This is a genomic window from Clostridium sp., from assembly GCF_022482905.1.
In the GTDB taxonomy this organism is placed as follows: domain Bacteria; phylum Bacillota; class Clostridia; order Clostridiales; family Clostridiaceae; genus Clostridium_B.
Genome location: NZ_JAKVOI010000001.1, coordinates 894,786 through 915,910, shown reverse-complemented (window position 1 = coordinate 915,910; position 21,125 = coordinate 894,786). Strand labels below are relative to the sequence as shown.

Here is a 21,125-nt window from a genome sequence, read left to right as displayed (position 1 = left end):
CCTTAAACTATTTCAGCATCAGTCAGATAGCAAGCAGGATCTGATCCCCAGAAATCTCCTGTTACAGCTTCTGCCCTTGACCTGAAATTGCCATTGCACATATCAATCCACCTGCAGCTGCTGCACCTCCCCTTGAGCAGTGATTTCCTGTTTTTCAGTCCCTTCATGATGGGATTTGAAGTATCTGTCCATATGTCTCCAAACTTCCTGTCCTTTACATTTCCTAGGATATATTGCTGTGTAAACTGATCAGGGTGAACATTCCCTCTATAATCTACATTTGCAATGGCTATTCCCGAACGATTCCCACCATTAAATTTTATCATCCGGAGAACACCGTCTGCAAGTTTAGGGTACATATCTCTTATCCTCAAATAGAGATAAACCGAATCCGCATGATTGTCTACGGTAAGTATTTCCACACTATCTTTCAACTCAATGGCCTTATCCATAATTAATTTCATTGCTTCTCTTGCCTGATCATGTGATATATCATCATCAATCATAGAACTTCCTCTTCCCGAATATACCAGATGATAAAAACATACACGGTCAATTTTCTCACGTTCAATAAGATAAAATATATTCTCCAATTGGTCATAATTATCTTTACTTATAGTAAATCTCAATCCTACCCTTTGACCTGCTTCCCTGCAATTTCTGATTCCATTTAACGCTCTATGGAAAGAACCCTCTACGCCCCTGAATTCGTCGTGTTTTTTCCCAATTCCATCAAGACTTACACCAACATATCCAACTCCACACTGTTTAAACCTATCTGCAGCTTCTCTGTCAATAAGAGTACCGTTAGTTGAAATGGTACTTCTGATACCGCAATCTTTGGCATATTGAAGCAGTTCAAATAAATCGCCCCTCAGAAGAGGCTCGCCTCCTGAAAATATCAATACAGGAACCTTGAATTCTTTAAGTTCACAAATAAACTCCTTCGCTTCACGTGTATTTAGTTCATTTTTATACACTCTGCAATCAGAATTTTCATAACAGTGCCTGCATTTTAAATTACAGGTTCTAGTACAATTCCACACAACTACAGGTCCTCTTCCTGCACTGACGCCATTTTTTTGTTTGCTGGCCCCTTCTATGTACCTTAGTTTGTCTCCAAAATTCTCAGTTTTACACAATAACTTAGATATTCCTATCATGACTTTAACTCCCTACAACTCTAAAAATTATTCATTATGGTAATTAGTATAACATCAATTTAAAAAATTATTTATAAGTTTACTAAAATTTAACTTTCTCATTTGTAAATAAAAAAAATAAGCACCTGATAGCTAATCAAATGCCTACTTTTCTCTCTAAGTATTTTTCCTTAGGACATACATTATTATATATGTAATTTATTGCCAAATAAAGTATTAACTGTTAAACTATTGTTAAGAACATATTAATACAGGTTATAAAGTTATTTTGTTTTTGTGGAAATATATAAAACTCCTGCTGAATTTAAGCCAGCATAAAATACTTCTTTTATATCGTAAATATTATAATATTCAAGTTGTTCTTTAACCCATAGTTCATCATGATTAGCAGCTTTCAAATTATTGTACATTATTTTACCATCAATAATTATATCATTTGTCAAGCCAGTATATTTCCTTTGAATATTTAAATCTTCAACTGTTATTAATTGTTTATTTGTTTTAGGAAGAACCGTCAGTTCTCCATCACTTTCTATAATTGCAAACTCTACATCATCTATATTAAATATATTTTTTTCTCTTAATTGCATAATTAATTGATCTAGTGGAATTTTCATTTTTTTTAAATTATAATCCAATATTTTTCCATTGCTTATTACTATAACCGGCTCTCCATCCAACAGTATTCTAAATTTAAAACTCTTAGTACTTAAATAATCTGTTATAACAACTAATATACTAATAACAATTAATGAAATTACGGCTAAAATTGGCGATTCTTGTGCACCCAATGCTATTCTTACTGCAACGGATCCAATGGTAACGCCAACTATAAAATCATAAAATGTTATCCTTGATATTAATTTTCTTCCAATAATTCTCCCTAATATTACTAAAAGAATATACATAGAGAAACTTCTAAAAACCGTTTCTATAATTTTTCTTATCATAAGTATAACCCCTTATATAATCATTACAATATTTATATATTGACCTTTGGATCAATATATATTCATTTTTCTATAAGGACTTATTTTAAAATTTTTCAAATACTTTCAAGAAACCTGTCAAATAATTTATTGAATTTATCATGATATTCCCAGAACATCATATGCCGCCCCAGAACAAATATTTTAGTATGTGGAAAATACTTTTTCATAAAGGGAACTGCCTTATCAGCTCTAGGCTCTGAAATAAACATACAGGAAGGTATGGATTTGTCCACTAATTTGGCTATTTCAGTTTTATCTGAAAACATGCCACTTGCATACAATTCTCTAGCTATATAATAGGGTGTTCGTATAGAATATTTTATTATCTTATTGATTTCATCTTCAGAAAGTTCACGTTCAGTCATAAATTCACTGGCAAAAGGCAGCATGAAATCTCTTAGACTTCTATTTGAATTCATATTGTATGTATAATTATTTGATATTTCATCAATTTCCCCTCCTACCCAATCATCCTTATTTGTAGATATTTGTTTTGGTGTAACATCAATATTCACCAATACTTTTACATTGGATAATCCCAATCTTTCGATATATCCCCACGTTACCAGACCACCAAATGACCAGCCAACTAAAATTATATTCTCTAATTCAAGATGATCCAGAAGCTTTATAAGATCTTTTGCATGAGTGTCATAATCATTTCCATGCGAAACTATGTTAGATCTACCGTAACTTCTCGGATCAACAGCAATAACTCTGTATTTTTCAGAATAATAATCAATCTGATGTTCAAAAGCATCGGAAGTGAATGTCCAGCCGGGCACAAAAACCATAGGTGTCCCCTTACCTTTGTCTACATAGTAAATTTCCGTATCAGGTTCGACTTCAAAATAATGATAATTTCCACTCAATTATTTCCATCTCCATTTCAATATGATTTTGTAATGTTCTAGCTGTACTCAAAATATCTGTTAAATTCCCAGTCTGTAACGGACTCCTCATAAAGCTGAACTTCATTCCTTCCAATTTGAAGAATTAGTTTTATAAAATCCTCTTCAAAATATTTTTTTGCTACTTCACTTTTCTCAAGACAATTCAAAGCATGTCCCAAAGTTTTTGGAAGAGGCCTGCTTTTGCCCTGATATGCATCATCAGATTCATCTACATATAGATTTAGTTTATTTTCCAATCCATACAATCCTCCTGCCAGACTTGCTGCAATTGCCAAATATGGATTTGCATCTGAAGAACCCATTCTTTGCTCTAATCTGCTTATATTCCCACTACTTAAAAGCACTCTTACAGCTGCTGTGCGATTATCATAACCCCATGATTCATTCAAAGGTGCAAATGAATTTCTGCTAAATCTCTTGTAGGAATTGATAGATGGTGCTGAGAATACCATGAATTCTCCAGAAGTACTGGTTAATCCCTGAATGTATTGCTCTGCAATCTCTTTATTCTGGGTAAATATATTATTTTTTAATCCCAGATCCCATAAACTCTGATGTATATGAAGTCCACTTCCAGACTCTTTTTCCAATGGCTTTGCCATAAAAGTAGCATAAAGCCCATGCTTTCTAGCAACTTCCTTTACAATTCCTTTAAGAAGTATAGTTTTATCTGCAACATCCAGGGCATCACCATATTCAAGTATTATTTCAATTTGGGCAGGACCATATTCACTATGTGTGGCTTCAATGTTTATTTCAAACTTTTCCAAATCATTTCTTATTTCACCAAGCACATATTCTAATTCTAACGACTTACTCAGCGAATATGCATGAATTCCCTGGTTTAGCTGCTTTTTTTCACCGTCAAATAAATAGAACTCCAATTCTACTCCCACCAAAGGTCTATATTGAATATCTACATATCTTTTTATTATTTGCTTCAGTACCTCCCTAGGTGCTAATTTAAAAATCTCTCCACTTTCTTCATAAATTTCTCCATATACAAAAGCACTTTCCTTTCTCCAGGGTATTTCCTTAAAAGTAGAAAGAATAGGCTTTACTATTACATCAGGGCATCCCGTTTTAAAATCGGAAATTTCAACTCCTCCAAAAAGATCACCCTGTATATCCCATCCTAGAGAGGCTTTACATACTCCGAAACCCTTGTCATAATTTTTTAGAAAACTTCTCACAGGAACCATTTTCCCACTTAGCATCCCCAGGGTATCAGAATGTACTATTTCCACAGTATGAATTTGCTTTTCTTCTATAATCTTTTTTATCTCATTTATCAAATCAATCTATCCTTTCAGCTGGTTGATACATAAATAAAGAGGTCAATTACATTCTCAAATAGAAAATGCAATTGACCTCCAGTTTACTAGTTGGTCACAGTTAAATACATATAAATATTATATTTTTATTTATTATATCATTAAAAATTGGATGTATGCAAGTAATCAGACTTTAAATCTAAGGACAGCACTTTTTAATAGATCCGAGCTTTCTTTAATATGAGAAGCTTGACCTTTTATTTCCTCTGATCTATTCCTTATTTTTAAAATCTTTTCTGCAACATTGTTAGTTCCATTTGCACCTTCAACATTCGCTTTTGAGATATCATTTATGGCTTCATTCACTGTTTTTATTGATGCTAAAAGTTTCTGGGATATAGTACTCAACTCTGATACCAGATTATTAATATAAATGGCATCTTTATCATAATTCTTTCCTACTGCAACAGTTTCCTCATAACTTTTAACTACCTTTGTCTCAATATATTCCAATGTTTGTTTTGATGCATTGGAAAGGTTATCTACGGCTTCAAATACTATATTAATAGTTTTTTGTATTTCCTTCACAGTTTCTTCAGAACTTTCTGCCAGCATTCTAATTTCCTCGGCAACTACAGAAAATCCTTTGCCCGCTTCTCCTGCTCTGGCGGATTCAATAGCAGCATTTAAAGCTAATAGATTGGTTTGGGAGGATATTTTCAGTATTGCATTTGATAAAGCCTTTATTTTTTCAACTTCCTTTGCTTTTTCCAGGGCATTGTCTACAACTTTCTTCATACGCAAACCCGTTTCATTTGCATCCATCTGGAGTCCCTCAGAACTATTTTTCAAAGCAACAGCTTTTCTGCTGATTTCCTCTGCAGACCTAGCCCCGTCTTGAGCTTTGTCTGCAATATATTCTGTTGCTTTTTGAAATTCAGAAGCTGATACATTGACCTCTTCAGTAGAAGATGAAGTTTCTTCCATTCCAGCAGACAGTTCTTCCACTGTAGCAGATATATCCTCAAGCTTGACTGTAAGATCTGCTACATCCTCATTTGATATTTTTATTGCTCTGTTTACATTTTCAGTTTCTTTTATTATAGTAGTAACGATGTCCTTCATAGAATTCTGCAGCGAATTAATTGCATTGCCTAATTGTCCAAATTCATCTTTTGAATCCACTTTGATTGGATCCATCAATAAATTCCCATCCGATATGGCTTTCAAGGACTTAATGCTATTATTTATTTGTGTTGCAATCATGTAAGAAAAAAATAGAGTAATCCCTATACTAATTACAAGACAGATTAAAAACATTACTGCCATAATGCACTTCCCCTGAAAATTCGCTGTTTTGCTTTTATCCAGCGCCTCGTCATTTATATTGCTCATTTTATTGTCTAACTTATTTTCCACATATCTGCAGGCTTCCATATAAACTTTCCCGTCTTCCAGCCTATCTTTTGCTATTTTTAATTTTCCTGTCTTCACAAGTTGAATTTGAGAATCAAAATGTGCATTTATAACATTAATATTTGGTATTTCCTCGTTTTCCACAATCACTGCTATATCCTGATAATCTCCGTAATAGCTTTCAAGCTCCTTCAAACTTTTATCTATGTTTTTTCGGCTTTCATCATATGATTCTAAATATTCTTCATTTCCATCACTGGCAATGTAACCGCGTACTCCCGTTTCCTCCCTGACCAGCTCAGTACTAATCTGTTTAACTAACTTGTCCATAGGAATAACATTATTTATAATTTTATTTTGGCTTGTTCCTATTTCATTAAAATTGTAATAGACAAAAAACATCATAACCAACATTACCACAAGTATACTTCCAAAACCAACGAGAAGTTTCACCCTTATTTTAGCATTTTTAAACAATATAATAACCTCCAAAATTCAGCAATTTAATATCTATTTTGCATCAATTAAATTCCGAGCTGTAATGATTTTATAATCCACCCATATATATTTCCCATCTGTAAGTTTATTGTTGAAGCTGCTTTTATCTGGATTTTGTCCATTGGCCAATATCCCCGCAAGATCAAAAATTGCCTTCCCCTGTCCTTCTGCATCGTTAAGTACTGTACCAAGTAAATATCCGTCCTTTTCCAAACTCACAGCACTACTGTTGGCATCGACTCCTACCACAGGCATATATTTTCCATTATTAAAATATCCTTCGTTTTTAAGTGCATCAATTGCACCTAGAGCCATGTCATCATTGTTAGAAATTACACAGTCAGTACTTATACCTCGAGAACCAAGAAGTTTTTCCATTTGCTTTTGAGATTTATCCCGTTCCCAGTCAGCGTAATATTCTCCGACTTGCTGTACCTTAAAGCCATTCTTTTTTAGAGTATCAACAGAATATTTTGTACGTTCTACTGAATCCAGATTGCCCGCTGGTCCCTTTATCATTACATATCTTATGATCCCATCCTTGGTAGGATTTCTTTTAAAATAGTCTGCAAGAATCTGACCCTGCATAGTTCCAGACTGCTGGCCCCTGGCTCCTATATAGTAAACCTTATCCCATTTGTTCATATCTTCTTCTGAAGGTTCAACATTAAAAAATACGACAGGAATATCTGCTTTTTTTGCTTTCTCTATAATCTCTCCAGCACTTTTTGTTTCAACAAGATTTACAACTAAAACTTTAACTTTGTCTTTAATTAAAGCATCTACTTTTTCATTTTCTGTTTTTTGTGAATTATCTGCATTCCATATTTCTAGCTCTGGTTTATTCGATTTATTTTCAGATAATTTATAAAGCTCATTGCGAACTTTTGTTCTCCATGCATCGTCAAATTTCCCTACTATTATTCCAATTTTGGTAATATTTGCCTCCTTTGAAGCAGAGGAACAACTGACAAGCAGGAAGCCATATGCAATAATCATTAGTATTTTAATACATAACTTCATTTTAATTCTCCTCCCTTAATTATATTTTTAACATACACTTATATAGATTTAATTAAATTCAGGTTAATATTTTTGGTGTAAAAATTAAAAAACCAATAATCAGTTTTTAAACTGATTATTGGCAGGTTGCACCACTAACTCCAAATTCTCAAGGCGCCCATATACAGAGAATTCTTCCTCATTTCCAATTTATACACGTTTATTATAAAATATTGGATAAAACTTTTTATTAGTATAATTATACAATTAAAAACTAAAAAAAGCAATAATAATGCAGAAATTAGCAACTTTTAGGGTTCATCTGTAGAAATTTTACACATGGTCTATTTTATTTTTATCTTTATGCCTGAAACACAGAAATAAACTTCATCCGCCTTTGCTGCAATCATTTGATTTACTGTACCTGCAATATCTCTGAAAACTCTTCCAAGAGGATATTCAGGGACCAAAGACATACCAACTTCATTTGTAACCATGATAAATGGAATCTCTTCTTTTTCTACAACCTTCATGAGTTTTTCTATTTCCTCTTCCACATATTTTTGAATGTCCTGTGCTTCCAATATTTTTATATTCATTTCATCATCACATTTTTCAAGTATGAGATTTGATACCATATTTGTTATACAATCCAAAAGCACACCCGATTTATCCTCAAGTAATTCAGGAAGCTTTATATTAAAGTTCTTATAGGCTTCCAGCGTTGTCCAATTTTTTGGTCTTCTTTCTATATGTTTTTTTATTCTGAGTTTCATTTCATCATCAAATGGAATTGCAGTCGCAATATACAAAATATTACCTTTAATATCTTCTGCAAGCCTTTCTGCATAGGAACTCTTCCCGCTCCTTGCTCCTCCTGTTATAAAAATCAATTTTCCCATAGTCCACTCCTCCATGAATTAAACAATCATCTGCTCCTGCCTTTCCTAAACATATGGGTAAAGCTCTTATCGTAGAGTAAACTTTTTGAATAATCACAATCTATGAAATCTCCGACCAATATCTGAGCACATTTTGTAATATCAGCTTTTTTTACTTTGTCACATATATCATCCAGGGTTCCCACTATTATTCTTTCATCTTTCCAGGAAGCTCTTTCCACTACTGCAACTGGCACACTTTTTTTATATCCTTTTTTAAGCTTTTCAACTACCCTGTCTATCATACCTATAGATAAAAATATGGCCATGGAAGCTCCAATAGATGCCAGCTTTTGTATATCTTCTTTTTCAGGTACAGAAGTTCTGCCTTCAATTCTCGTCAAAATTACAGTCTGACTTACCCCTGGGAGTGTAAATTCTCTTTTTATAGAGGCAGCTGCTGCAGTAAAAGAACTTACTCCTGGAATTATCTCATATTTTATATTCCTTTTGTACAGTTCATCCATCTGTTCCTTGATTGCACCGTATATACTTGGATCTCCCGTATGAAGCCTTGCTGTCAGTTTATTTTGGCATTCTGCTTTTTCAATTATATCAATTACTTCTTCCAGAGTCATTGAAGCCGAATTGTAGATTTTGGCTCCCTGCTTGCAAAAGTCCAGGTGTTCCCTGCTTACAAGAGAACCTGCATATATTACAACATCCGCATCCTTTATAATCTGCCTGCCTTTTACCGTAATCAAATCAACATCACCTGGGCCTGCTCCAATAAAATAAACCATTTAAAAGTTTTCTCCTTCCTTCTTATGTGCTATTATTACAGACATATATTCTTTTTCTTTAACTATCTCTTCTCTATTATGTATAACTTTCTGTCCTTCTCTTCCTGCTTTTTTTACACATACGTATTCAAATCCTTTTTCTTCAAGGCAATTTAATATTTCTTCCTCTCTTTTGTAAACTTTCATTATCACCACATTTTTTTCATCCTTTATTGCATCCAGCCTATCCCCCGGAATTATCAACAGAGGTTCATCGCCTATAACAAGAGGCTCTTTTGCAACACCCGCACATGCACAGAAGGATGTTATTCCTGGAATGGTCTCGGTCTCATATCCTTTCTTTTCAATATATTTCAGCAAATATATATAAGTACTGTATATCAACGGATCTCCGATAGTTAAGAAGGCCACATTTTTGCCTTCTCTGATTTTATTTTCAATAATTTGAAAAGCCTCGTATATTTTTCCCTCCTGTTCTGCTCCACCCATCGGGAAATGCTTTACTATTATCTCTGATCCTTTTTTTACAAATTGCCCGGCAATACCAAGAGCTATGCTTTTTCCGTCCTTCATCGAACTTGGTGCAACTATAACATCGCATTTTTCAATTACTTTTACTGCTTTCAAGGTAAGAAGTTCACTATCTCCCGGACCTACCCCTACTCCATACACCTTTGCCATACTCAATACCCCGCTTTCCCACCTACTTTAACATTTATTATTTCATAAATCATATCTATATTCAAGACAGTCACTTCAATTCATTCTTTACCAATGTAAAAAGATGGCTCAAACCTTTCAAGCCATCTTTGATACATACTATTCTAAGCTCCTTGTCTTTTTACAATGATTGCAGTACCCTGTCCTCCTCCAATGCATAAAGTAGCAAGACCCAATACTGCATTTCTCTTCTTCATTTCATAGAGAAGGGATACAAGAATCCTCGCCCCTGAAGCACCAACAGGATGACCTATGGCAATAGCACCTCCATTCACATTGACTTTGTTCATATCAAAGCCCAAATCTTTTGAAACAGCCAGTGCCTGAGCTGCAAATGCCTCATTTGCCTCTATCAAATCTATATCCTTAATCGACAGGTTTGCTTTTTCAAGAGCTTTTTTCACTGCACCTATGGGCCCTACTCCCATAATTGAAGGATCAACACCACAGGATGCATAGGATACAATAGATGCCACGGGACTTATTCCCATTGTGTCAGCTGCAGCCTTGCTTGCTACAACCAATGCAGCAGCACCATCATTTATCCCTGAGGCATTTGCAGCCGTTACAGTACCATCTTTTATAAACGCAGGTTTCAGGTTTGCGATTTTTCCAACAGTAACTCCCGCTCTTATAAACTCGTCTTTGTCAAAAACGATTTCTTCCTTTCTTGTTTTAACTGTTACGGGAACAATTTCCTCATCAAATTTCCCAAGTTTTTGGGCCTCTTCAGCCTTGTTCTGGCTCTTTACTGCAAATTCATCCTGCTCCTCCCTGGAAATATTCCACTGTTTGGCAACATTTTCAGCTGTCACACCCATGTGATACTCATTGAATATATCAAGAAGTGCATCACGTATCATAGAATCAACCAGCACACCGTCTCCCATACGATAGCCATATCTTGCCTTAGGCAGAAGAAAAGGAGCCTGCGACATATTTTCCGTTCCTCCAGCTACAACTATATCGTTATCTCCTGCAATGATTGTCTGTGCAGCCAGACTCACCGCCCTAAGTCCCGAGCCGCATACTTTATTAAGTGTCATTGAAGGGATTTCAACCGGCAGACCTGCCTTTATTGAACACTGTCTAGCTACATTCTGCCCAAGTCCTGCCTGAATAACACATCCCATCAGGACTTCATTGACATCATCCGGTTTTATTCCAGCCCTTTTCAGAGCCTCTTTTATAACAATAGCTCCTAATTCCGCTGCACCTACATCCTTCAAAGAGCCGCCGAATTTACCTACTGGAGTCCTCACTCCGCTGGCAATTACCACTTGCTTATTTCCCATATTTTTTTCTCCTTTCATAGTTATAGATATTTAATATTTTTGATTAAGCAATACAACTATAGGTTTCCTATAAATTTAAATATTTATAACAACTGCGAAGAATAAATTATTTTTTATATGATTACTCTATGAGCAGCTTGATGGTATTTGCATCTATTACATCTTCTCCACCTAATACGAGTAAATTCTTTATTACTTTATCTTTTAATAATTGTTTTTGTGTTTTTACATTGTCATTATTTACAAGTATTATATTTGAATTATTTTTTGCGGCAAGTAATGACCCTGCTATTGCACATTGGAAGTTTTTTCCCGAAGTTATTGTAAGTACATCTCTATTGAGGTTAAATTCATTCATTATTTGAACAGATGTTTTGTATTGATCATCTCCTGTCAATTTAGTTATATATGCATTTTCATATAATTCATGTATTTTATCCTCAATATCCGGAAATGCTATTTGAGTATCCCCAATAAAATAAACTTTATCAGGTTGTATATTCCTTACATATGCAGCAGCCTCAGCTGACAGAGTATTCCTATTGCTGATTAATATTGGATATTCCTTTATACAGGCTATACTCAACATTCCAAGAGAATTTTCAAAACTGTTTCCACTTGCAATTATTACCGGAGTGCCCTTTTTGACATTTAAATAGTCAGCAACTTTATAGTTTGTTTCATATCGATCTTTTCCTCCAAGTCTGACTATATCATATCCCTGTTCATTAAGATAATTAGATATTTCTACACTTACAGCAGCAACTCCGCCTAAAATATAAATTTTTTTATTTTTTCCCAGATTCGAAGAAATATAATCCAGCACTTCTCTGCTCTCATTAAGGGATTTGCCAACTAAAAGCAGCGGTGCATTACTTTTATAGGCTAATACAGAACCAGACAATGCATCTGGGAAAACAGCTGACGATGCCAACACTGCGGCACCAGGTTCTCTATTTTTAAACAATTCCTCAGCTATTAATACAGATGTTTCAACTCCATTGTTTCCATTCATCCTTTTTACTATAGTTTCTGATATTTTACCTCCACTACTATCACTATGTTTGTTTTTAGCGGCTGCACTCACACTTGCCGACTTCTCCGACTCTCCTGCTCCATTCACTGCTGTTACCTTGTAGTAATATGTCTTTCCGGATTCAAGGCCTATATTCTCATAGTTTGTTCCTGATGTACTTCCTACTTTAACATACTCTCCGACTTCACTGTCTGACCTGTATATATTGTAGCTGTCCGCTCCGGAAACATTGTCCCAGCTCAGTCCTATACTATTTTCATTCAATCCTGATGCCTGCAGTCCTGTCGGCACTTCCGGCAAAGCTGGTGTCGGAGTTTCATTGTGGGTCGCTGCACTCACTCCTGATGATTTTTCTGATTCTCCTGCTCCATTCACTGCCGTTATCTTGTAGTAATACATCTTTCTGGATTCAAGGCCGATATCCTCATAGCTAGTTCCTGATGTACTACCTATTTTGGAGTAACCTCCTGTTTCACTCTCAGATCTGTATATGTTGTAGCCTGTTGCTTCTGAAACATTGTTCCAACTGAGCTCTATCCTACTTTCATCTAGTCCTTCTGCATGCAGACCACTAGGTACTGTAGGTAATGCTGGCACTGGAATCTCGCTGTGAGTAGTAGCTTCTGCATTTGCCGACCTCTCCGATTCTCCTGCTCCATTAACTGCCGTTACCTTGTAGTAGTATGTCTTTCCGGATTCAAGGCCTGTATCTTCATAGCTAGTCCCTGATGTACTGCCTACTTTGGAATACTCTCCTGCTTCAGTCTCAGATCTGTATATATTGTAACTATCTGCTCCGGAAACATTGTTCCAGCTCAGTCTTATACTGCTCTCATCCAGTCCTGATGCCTGCAAACCTGTCGGCACTCCCGGCAAAGCTGGTGTCGGAGTTTCATTATGGGTCGCCGCACTTGCACTTGCTGACTTCTCAGACTCACCTGCTCCGTTCACTGCTGTTATCTTGTAATAATATGTCTTCCCGGATTCAAGGCCTGTATTCTCGTAGCTAGTCCCTGATGCACTGCCTACTTTGGAATATTCTCCTGCTTCACTATCTGACCTGTATATATTATAACTGTCTGCTCCTGATACAACATCCCAATTCAGCTTTATACTACTCTCATTCAGTCCTAATGCCTGCAAACCTGTCGGCACTCCCGGCAAAGCTGGTGTCGGAGTTTCATTGTTGGTAGTTGCACTTACTCCTGATGACTTCTCCGACTCCCCTGCTCCGTTCACTGCCGTTATCTTGTAGTAATATGTCTTCCCGGATTCAAGGCCTGTATCTTCATAGCTAGTCCCTGATGTACTGCCTACTTTGGAATACTCTCCTGCTTCAGTCTCAGATCTGTATATATTGTAACTATCTGCTCCGGAAACATTGTTCCAGCTCAGTCTTATACTGCTCTCATCCAGTCCTGATGCATGCGGACCTGTCGGTACTCCCGGTACAACTGATTCAACAGGGGGTGGAGTTTCACTTTCTGTTGCTGCACTCACACTTGCCGACTTCTCCGATTCTCCTGCTATGTTCAATGCTGTCACTTTGTAGTAATATGTCTTCCCGAATTCAAGTTCTGTATCTTCATAGGTAGTCCCCGATGTATTGCCAACTTTGAAGTACTCTCCAGTTTCACTGTCAGATCTGTATATGTTGTAACTCTGTACTCCGGAAACATTATCCCAGCTCAGTCCTATACTATTTTCATTCAATCCTGATGCCTGCAAACCTGTCGGCACTCCCGGCAAAGCTGGTGTCGGAGTTTCATTGTTGGTAGTTGCACTTACTCCTGATGACTTCTCCGACTCCCCTGCTCCGTTCACTGCCGTTACCTTGTAGTAATATGTCTTCCCTGCTTCCAGCCCATTATCCTCATAAGTATTTGACGTAACCTCTGCGATATTGACTTTAGTATATTCGCCAGTTTCACTGTCTGACCTATATATGTTATAGCTGTCAGCTCCTGAAACATTGTTCCAGTTCAGTCTTATCCTGATTTCATCCAGCCCCGACGCCTGCAAACCCGTCGGCACTCCCGGCAAAGCTGGTGTCGGAGTTCCATTATGGGTCGCTGCACTTACTCCTGATGACTTCTCCGACTCTCCTGTTCCATTCACTGCTGTTATCTTGTAATAATATGTCTTCCCGGATTCAAGGCCTGTATTCTCGTAGCTAGTCCCTGATGTACTACCTATTTTGGAGTAATCCCCTGTTTCACTCTCCGATCTGTATATGTTGTAGCTTTGTGCTCCTAATACGTTATTCCATCCTAGACCTACCTTGTTAATATCTATATCTGTTACTGCCAGACCTTCAGGAATTCCAGGTAATGTTATAGCACTTGCAAAATTAGATTTTTCTGACTCATCCTTCCCATCGTTATAATAGTATGTTATTTTATAGTAATACGCTCTTCCAGAATCCAGCTCAGTATCTATATACGTATTTGATGTAATTCCATCAGTATTGATTTTGCTATATACACCATTTTCACTATCTGACCTGTATATATTATAGCCTTCCACACCGGGAATATCGTTCCAATCAAGCTGTATCCTGCTTTTATCCAGTCCTGATCCCTGCAAGCCTTCAGGTACTCCCGGCCAGGTCAAGGCACTTGCAAATTTGGAAAAGCTCAAGACATCCCCTGTAGATACTTTGTAGTAGTAAGTTTTGCCCGGTTCTAACCCAGTATCTTCATAGCTGTTCGATAGAACTTCTGTGGTATTAACCTTGATGTACTCCCCATCTTCACTATCCGACCTGTATACATTATAACTTGCATCGTCGATTGAATCCCAGCTCATATGTATTTCACTTGCACCCATACCTTCCGCCAATAAATTTGTCGGGATTAAATTCATTGGATTTTCTGAAATAGTTTCGGTCTCAGGCACGTCTATTCCATCTGCAAAATATCCTGTAATTGTATTATCTGAAATTGTATTGCCTGAATTATTATTTTCGGGTTGTATTTTAATACCATAGGGACATGCAACAGGTTTGCTTGCTGCTGTATCAACTTTAGATTGTGAAATTGTATTATTATTAAAATTTGAATTTTTGACACCGGAATCTAAAAAAATCCCTGAATTCAACGATTCATTCCATCCCCACTCGGAACCTTCTGAAACTGATAAGCTACAATTATTTATTTGATTTTCTTTTATATTTAAATTATCTGAAAGTACAAGATATATTCCATTAAAAGCAATATCAGACAACTTGTTGCCACTTATCTCGGAATCTTTCAAATTATTTATTTCAATACCGAAATATTTTGAATTGCTGATTACATTGTCTTTTATGTCTATATTTGAAGCTCTATAGTCACTGGATACACTGCCATTATTCCTGACTACAGAAATACCTGATTCTTTTGAGTTGTCTATAGTATTACCTGAAATTTCATTGTCAATAGCCGGTACTGCACACCTGATTCCGTTGGTGGACGAATCATGAATCTCGTTATTTGTAACTTGAGAATCTCTACTCAGATAAAATGCTATCCTGCGTCCATAGATTTTATTATTACTTATGGTACCACCTTTCTGCTTTGTAAACAGTATTCCATCCGCTTCTGGATTCGATACTCCTGATAATTCTGCATGTATCTCATTGTTTTCAATAGTATTTCCCAGAGCTAAGTTTCCACTTTCAACTACAGCATTATCCTCGACATCATTGGTATATGGTGTTCCATAAAATGCCACAGCATAAACATAGGGGGAGCCATATATTATACAATCATGAAGGTCGACATTGTTAATTGTTTGAGAATCACTTGTAGAAAAGGCTATTCTTCCGTGGGAACTGTCAATGGTCAGGTTACATACTTCAACATCATCTGCCATTACAGTTACTGCGTTGACTGTACTATTATTCTGTATAATTTTTGTATTTTCTTTTGATTCTCCTTGAATTACAACATTGGACTCATTTATGTCTATACTTTCACTAAGAATATATTCTCCATTTTTAATATAAAATTTCGTTTTGCCATCTGCTATATAATCATTTATAACCTTGTCCAATGTCTCATTTTCTGGAATAGACGTTGTATCAATTACAGTCCATGTGTCATCTATAGTATAGGACATAGCTATGATAGAATTCAATTTTTTATCTGCAATATCAACTTTTCCAGAATTATTGCTGACATAAGCATATACTACATTCTTATGTAATGTTAACTGAGTACCCAGTACTAATGAAACACATATGAAAAAATACAATTTTTTCCTATTCATTGATATTCCCTTCTTAAATATCCAAATAAAAGTCCATTTTATTCTACTATACATAAAAAAAGATATACAAGTCAATAAGAATACAGTCGAAGTATGTAATATTTAAGTAAAATTTTAGTCATTTTTTATTATTATTGTAGAATATATAATAAAATGTATAATACAGTAATAATGTATATTAAAGAAGCTGTAACATTAGTATAAAAAATCATGCTAATATTACAGCTTCTTTCTCCGTTATTTCCGATTATTCTATAGTATTTTTGGAAATCTCAAGAAGTTTCAAGGACAGACCACTCAGTTTCTCACTGCTTACAGCAATTTGCTGTGATTGAGAAGCCTGTGCTTCACTTGTAGCGGAAAACTCGTCTATAAAATTTATAATATTGTTTATATTTTCCTTCTGTTCATTTAAAGTATCATTGATCTGATTCGCGGAATCCTTGCTATTTAATGCCAGTTTTCTAATTTCTTTTGATACAACCGAAAAGCTCCTGCCATATTCTCCTGCCCTGGCAGACTCTATTGCAGCATTGAGCCCCAGTAAATTTGTTGTATCTGAAATACTATTTATATATTTGAGTATTTCATCCATACTTGTAATACCCGTTTTTGTTTTATTGACCAGGTCATTGATGTTTTGTGTACTGCTGGATAATTCTTCAGTAGAACTTGCCAGCTCTTGTGAAGACGCTGCCAACTCAATAGACAGATCCTTCAGTTCATCTACCATTCCCATCAATTTATTTTCTTCTTCAAGTGAAACCACATAAGATATGGTTCCCACACAATTCCCCGTAGAATCATTGACCAGAGGTACACTATATGCTATTACCGGAAATCCAAATACCTCTTTTGGCCAACGTGCCATCTGCTTTTTCTTGGTTTTTATTGCCTTGAGCGCAGCACTATTTTCCGCCAGTTTTACTCCAACGGAAAGATTTAGCTTGAAAGACTCCGGCTGCTTCGCCACAACATATTCCTCTTTATCTGTAATGGCTATGCCTACGTCGGACCTAAACAAAAGCGGCAGTACATTAAAACTAGCCTTAACCGCTGAAAAAAATTCTTCGTCACTCAAATCCATAATTAACTCACACCTTTCATTAAGTTCAATTCATATTACTCCACAATTATAGTACCATCCTGCCTTATGTGAATCTTCTGTCCATTTCTTACACAATTCAGGAATTCATCTCCAAGCTGGTCTATGGCTATTATCCTCCTGTCATTCCAAACATCACACAGTATTATGCCCGCAGCCGCCAGAGAATCTATATGTTCTGAAAAAAGCATGGCAGAAGGTCCGATGCCTTTCTCTGTTATACTCTGCAGAATCATTCCTCCTGTTGTAGAACCAATGGTCTTAGGAAGACATATTATTTTATTCTTCAGGTCCTTCCCATAGAGATCCTTGTTATTCTGGTCCGAGCAGATTGTACTTCCCGTACTCAATGCTCCAAAATAAGATGCCAGTACATTGAATCCCTGACGGGTGACAATAATTTCCCCGGTCGTATTTCCTCCCAGCACAACTCTTCCTTTAAAATTTTTAGTCAAATTTCTCAGCCCCCTTGATATCACCATTGACAATTGCATATAGAACATCTTGATCCAGAAGAAATCTGGCCTTCGAATATGTTCTCAATTTATTGGAATTTGTTATTACCGGCTGCTTTGAACATTCAGGATTACTCATATACATGAGTGGACATATATAAGTAAGATGTACTCCCATATCAGTCAGTTTTTTATATGCCTTTTCATCAGACCTGAATTTTGAAATTACATCCGGTGCGGCACTCAAAACAGTATTTAATTCTACTTTGGATTTTTCTTTTTTATCTAAGGCACTGGATATTTTGTCACTCCAATCGTATATCTGATCTATGGACAAGTGTGGACATCCTATAAAACAAACTGCCGGTCTGGCATTCATGTTTTCCCACAATACAGGATATGATTCAATTATATTTCTAATTTCATTGTCATCTACAACATATGTATTGTACTCCTTCTCCAGAAGCTCCCTGCCTTCTTCAACTGCCTCCGGAGTAATATTTTCAACATGATATAATCCAACAGCCCCATTTGATGCACTGGCAGCTCCCATATCCTTGAGATAATCCATTGTAGTATTATTCATACCTTTTCCTAAAAATTTATCAAGTCCTATGATATATGGGACATCTTCAACTACCTTCATTCCAATAGCACTTCCAAGAACCTGTGCATTCGGCAATTTTGAAGTTTTCACTTGAATCACCCATTTTGCACGTCTTCCTTTATCTGTAACCAATCCAAACTCCGGAACTTTCCCGACTATTCCACACAAAAGCTCTATAATTCCAGAATTTCTGTTTGTCCTTGCACCAATAACTGAATTTGCAAATACAACTGCCGAAGATTCAGCCCAAGAAATTATCTGCCCCTTCTCCGGTCTATTTCCAACCTCAGGCATGTAACATGTACAAGTAAATGCATTGTCATTTTTGATTCCCAATTTCTTAAGCTGAGTTTCATATCTTTCTTGATTACTGTACAGAACACCAAATACCTTTTTTTGTACTTCATTACATTCCACATTTTCATAATCAATAGGCCTTGGATCAACAGTAAATGGCTCTTTCGTCCTAATACCCGCCCCTATTATCTCATCCATCATGTCAAATACCGTATCCAGCCCAACCATACCAAATGATGTAACAAGATGCACCGGTCCATCAATATCCAGAAGACGTTTAGCACCGAAAGCTTTTCCATAAAGCACAACTGACTTTAAAGCCTTCCTCATAACCTCTCCTTTTTTTCCTTCGAGTATTTCTTTTTCCTCATGAGTAAGTTCCATATTATAATCTTCCATAATTCATATTCTCCTTAAATATTTCTAGAAACTTCATATGCATCCCATATGGCATACATTATATTTTTTACATTTTTAGCATCTCCAAGAACATATATATCATCTACTACATCACAAAGTTCATGATATAAAGTATTGTTGGACTTGTAACCCACTGATAAGATTATTGTATCCGCTTCAAATGATTTATCTCCATCTTTGGTATTGACAACCCCACCTTGCCCGTTTATTTCTTTGACCAGTGAAGAAGTCATTATATCAACTTTATTGTAGTTCAGCATATCCTTTAACATGTCGTAGTTCATAAAAGGCATGTCATGACCTCCCCCCAGAATTTTTTCTGAAGATTCAATGAGAGTAACATTCTTACCGTTCTGTTTCAGCCACAATGCTGTTTCGGAACCTACAAGGCCTGCCCCTACAATTGCAACATCACTGCCAATCCTGGAGAAATCCAATAAAGCCTCGTCGGCAGTTAATACATTGTTCTTTTTCATACCTGGTAAATCTAAATTTACAGGTGTAGAACCTGTAGAAACAATTACAACATCCGCCTTCTCGTTTCTCACCAAATTCAAATCCGCTTCAACACCAAAATGAATATTTACACCTAAATCTTCAAGTTCACCTTCATACCATTTTAAAAGTTTATAATCATTATTTTTGAAAGATGGAATGCTTCCTGCTATAACATGTCCACCAAGTTCATGGCTTTTTTCATACAGGTGTACTTCATGTCCTCTCATGGCGCATACTCTCGATGCTTCCATTCCAGCTATACCGCCACCTATAACCAGCACCTTCTTTTTTGTGGATGCCGGACTTATTCCATAATTTTTCTCTCTGCCACAGGCAGGATTTACTGCACAGGAAAGTGAACCACCCTTTGCAAGTCTTCCCATACAACCTTCATGACAAGACAGACACGGTCTTATTTTTTCTATTTTACCTCTTTTTACCTTGCTTGGCAGATATGGATCCGCCAAAAGGGGTCTACCCAATCCAATTATGTCACAATATCCTTCCTGCACAGCCTTTAAAGCCACATCTGGATCATCCATTCTACCTGCAGCTATTATTGGTACATCTAACGACCTCTTTAATATTCTGGCAAATGGAAGGTATATCCCATTTTTATCGAAATACATAGGTGGATGATTCCAATACCATGAATCATATGTTCCCGAATCTACATTTAAAGCATCATATCCAGCTTCAACCAATATTTTAGCTGCCTCTATTCCTTCCTCCGTATCCCTTCCAAGCTCTTTGAAATCTTCTCCTGGAAGTGCTCCCTGCCTTATTCCTTTAACAAAACTTTTCAAGCTGTATCTCAGTGAAACAGGAAAATCTTCTCCACAAATTCTTTTTACAGCTTTAACTATGTCAATAGGGAATTTCAACCTTCCCCTGATATCTCCTCCATATTCATCTGTTCTGTTATTATATAGACCAATGGTAAATTGGTCTATAAGATACCCCTCATGAACTGCATGAATTTCAATTCCATCAAACCCTGCATTTTTAGCTATAAACGCAGCCTCGGCAAATTTTTTTACGTAATTCTGAATTTCCTGAACAGTCAGCTCCCTGTGCTTCAGGCTCGGGTCCCATCTATTCTCTATATCACAGGGAGCAACCGCCTTTTTTATGATATTGGGTAAACCTGCTCGTCCAAAACCTCCTGTTAATTGTAGAAAAATTTTGGAATCATAGGCGTGTATTCTCTCAACCATTTCCTTTGTACTCATGATAAAAGCAGCTGGATTCATGGTTGGACATGGAATGCTGGGCCTTATGATCTCCTCAATCTCATTTTCCACACTGCAAAGTCCGGTTATAATCAGGCCAGTATTTCCTTTAGCCCTTTCTATGTAATATTCCGCTCCTTTTTGATTAAAAGTACCATTCTCTCCTGCAAACCCAAAAGGTCCCATAGGTGCCATGGAAAATTTATTTTTTATTTTCAGATTTCCTATTTCAGTACATTCAAATAAACATTTGTATTTATTCATAT

15 protein-coding genes and 1 riboswitch are annotated in these 21,125 nt (G+C 36.3%); all 15 genes read right to left on the bottom strand.

What is annotated here, in order from left to right:
- Positions 1–2 precede the first annotated feature (2 nt).
- Entirely contained in the window at positions 3–1,163 is a 1,161-nt protein-coding gene (nirJ1, locus tag LKE46_RS04655) for a putative heme d1 biosynthesis radical SAM protein NirJ1 (protein ID WP_291718905.1), read from the bottom strand.
- Between the two features lie 263 nt (positions 1,164–1,426).
- On the bottom strand, positions 1,427–2,113 hold the full coding sequence (locus LKE46_RS04650; RefSeq protein ID WP_291718903.1) for a DUF421 domain-containing protein: 687 nt from the start codon (positions 2,111–2,113) through the stop codon (positions 1,427–1,429).
- A gap of 95 nt (positions 2,114–2,208) precedes the next feature.
- Positions 2,209–3,027 (bottom strand): alpha/beta fold hydrolase, encoded by an 819-nt coding sequence (locus LKE46_RS04645; protein WP_291718901.1) that lies wholly within the window; start codon positions 3,025–3,027, stop codon positions 2,209–2,211.
- A gap of 38 nt (positions 3,028–3,065) precedes the next feature.
- Positions 3,066–4,364, bottom strand: a complete 1,299-nt coding sequence (locus LKE46_RS04640; protein ID WP_291718899.1) for a glutamine synthetase family protein — start codon at positions 4,362–4,364, stop codon at positions 3,066–3,068.
- 165 nt (positions 4,365–4,529) lie between these two features.
- On the bottom strand, positions 4,530–6,236 hold the full coding sequence (locus LKE46_RS04635) for a methyl-accepting chemotaxis protein (protein WP_291718897.1): 1,707 nt from the start codon (positions 6,234–6,236) through the stop codon (positions 4,530–4,532).
- Between the two features lie 33 nt (positions 6,237–6,269).
- Complete coding sequence (locus LKE46_RS04630; protein ID WP_291718895.1) at positions 6,270–7,280, bottom strand: galactose ABC transporter substrate-binding protein; 1,011 nt, start codon at positions 7,278–7,280, stop codon at positions 6,270–6,272.
- Positions 7,281–7,391: 111 nt separating this feature from the next.
- A riboswitch (cyclic di-GMP riboswitch) is annotated at positions 7,392–7,475 on the bottom strand.
- A 128-nt stretch (positions 7,476–7,603) separates the two neighbouring features.
- A complete protein-coding gene (gene cobU, locus LKE46_RS04625; RefSeq protein ID WP_291718893.1) occupies positions 7,604–8,161 on the bottom strand; it encodes a bifunctional adenosylcobinamide kinase/adenosylcobinamide-phosphate guanylyltransferase in 558 nt (185 codons plus the stop codon).
- Positions 8,162–8,187: 26 nt separating this feature from the next.
- The gene (cobM, locus tag LKE46_RS04620) at positions 8,188–8,943 is read right to left on the bottom strand and encodes a precorrin-4 C(11)-methyltransferase (protein ID WP_291718891.1); all 756 of its coding nucleotides are present in this window, start codon (positions 8,941–8,943) and stop codon (positions 8,188–8,190) included.
- Entirely contained in the window at positions 8,944–9,624 is a 681-nt protein-coding gene (locus LKE46_RS04615) for a cobalt-factor II C(20)-methyltransferase (protein ID WP_291718888.1), read from the bottom strand.
- A gap of 143 nt (positions 9,625–9,767) precedes the next feature.
- Entirely contained in the window at positions 9,768–10,958 is a 1,191-nt protein-coding gene (locus LKE46_RS04610) for an acetyl-CoA C-acetyltransferase (RefSeq protein WP_291718886.1), read from the bottom strand.
- Between the two features lie 121 nt (positions 10,959–11,079).
- On the bottom strand, positions 11,080–16,245 hold the full coding sequence (locus LKE46_RS04605; RefSeq protein ID WP_291718884.1) for a fibronectin type III domain-containing protein: 5,166 nt from the start codon (positions 16,243–16,245) through the stop codon (positions 11,080–11,082).
- A gap of 247 nt (positions 16,246–16,492) precedes the next feature.
- Positions 16,493–17,332, bottom strand: a complete 840-nt coding sequence (locus tag LKE46_RS04600) for a methyl-accepting chemotaxis protein (protein WP_291718882.1) — start codon at positions 17,330–17,332, stop codon at positions 16,493–16,495.
- 35 nt (positions 17,333–17,367) lie between these two features.
- Positions 17,368–17,805 carry an aconitase X swivel domain-containing protein gene (locus LKE46_RS04595; protein WP_291718880.1) on the bottom strand — a complete coding sequence of 146 codons (438 nt, stop codon included), beginning with the start codon at positions 17,803–17,805 and terminating at the stop codon, positions 17,368–17,370.
- Positions 17,798–19,108: an aconitase X gene (locus LKE46_RS04590; RefSeq protein WP_291718878.1), complete on the bottom strand. Its 1,311-nt coding sequence runs from the start codon at positions 19,106–19,108 to the stop codon at positions 17,798–17,800. The genes LKE46_RS04595 and LKE46_RS04590 overlap by 8 nt, the downstream gene beginning before the upstream one ends.
- Before the next feature lie 14 nt (positions 19,109–19,122).
- The gene (locus LKE46_RS04585) at positions 19,123–21,123 is read right to left on the bottom strand and encodes an FAD-dependent oxidoreductase (protein WP_291718876.1); all 2,001 of its coding nucleotides are present in this window, start codon (positions 21,121–21,123) and stop codon (positions 19,123–19,125) included.
- Between the last annotated feature and the right edge of the window lie 2 nt (positions 21,124–21,125).

Bases quoted from the DNA above. Each gene is read 5' to 3' on its own strand.
- LKE46_RS04600 (WP_291718882.1), bottom strand. From the start codon at position 17,332: ATGGATTTGAGTGACGAAGAATTTTTTTCAGCGGTTAAGGCTAGTTTT.
- nirJ1 (WP_291718905.1), bottom strand. From the start codon at position 1,163: ATGATAGGAATATCTAAGTTATTGTGTAAAACTGAGAATTTTGGAGAC.
- LKE46_RS04650 (WP_291718903.1), bottom strand. From the start codon at position 2,113: ATGATAAGAAAAATTATAGAAACGGTTTTTAGAAGTTTCTCTATGTAT.
- LKE46_RS04590 (WP_291718878.1), bottom strand. From the start codon at position 19,108: ATGGAAGATTATAATATGGAACTTACTCATGAGGAAAAAGAAATACTC.
- cobU (WP_291718893.1), bottom strand. From the start codon at position 8,161: ATGGGAAAATTGATTTTTATAACAGGAGGAGCAAGGAGCGGGAAGAGT.
- LKE46_RS04605 (WP_291718884.1), bottom strand. From the start codon at position 16,245: ATGAATAGGAAAAAATTGTATTTTTTCATATGTGTTTCATTAGTACTG.
- LKE46_RS04610 (WP_291718886.1), bottom strand. From the start codon at position 10,958: ATGGGAAATAAGCAAGTGGTAATTGCCAGCGGAGTGAGGACTCCAGTA.
- LKE46_RS04630 (WP_291718895.1), bottom strand. From the start codon at position 7,280: ATGAAGTTATGTATTAAAATACTAATGATTATTGCATATGGCTTCCTG.
- cobM (WP_291718891.1), bottom strand. From the start codon at position 8,943: ATGGTTTATTTTATTGGAGCAGGCCCAGGTGATGTTGATTTGATTACG.
- LKE46_RS04615 (WP_291718888.1), bottom strand. From the start codon at position 9,624: ATGGCAAAGGTGTATGGAGTAGGGGTAGGTCCGGGAGATAGTGAACTT.
- LKE46_RS04585 (WP_291718876.1), bottom strand. From the start codon at position 21,123: ATGAATAAATACAAATGTTTATTTGAATGTACTGAAATAGGAAATCTG.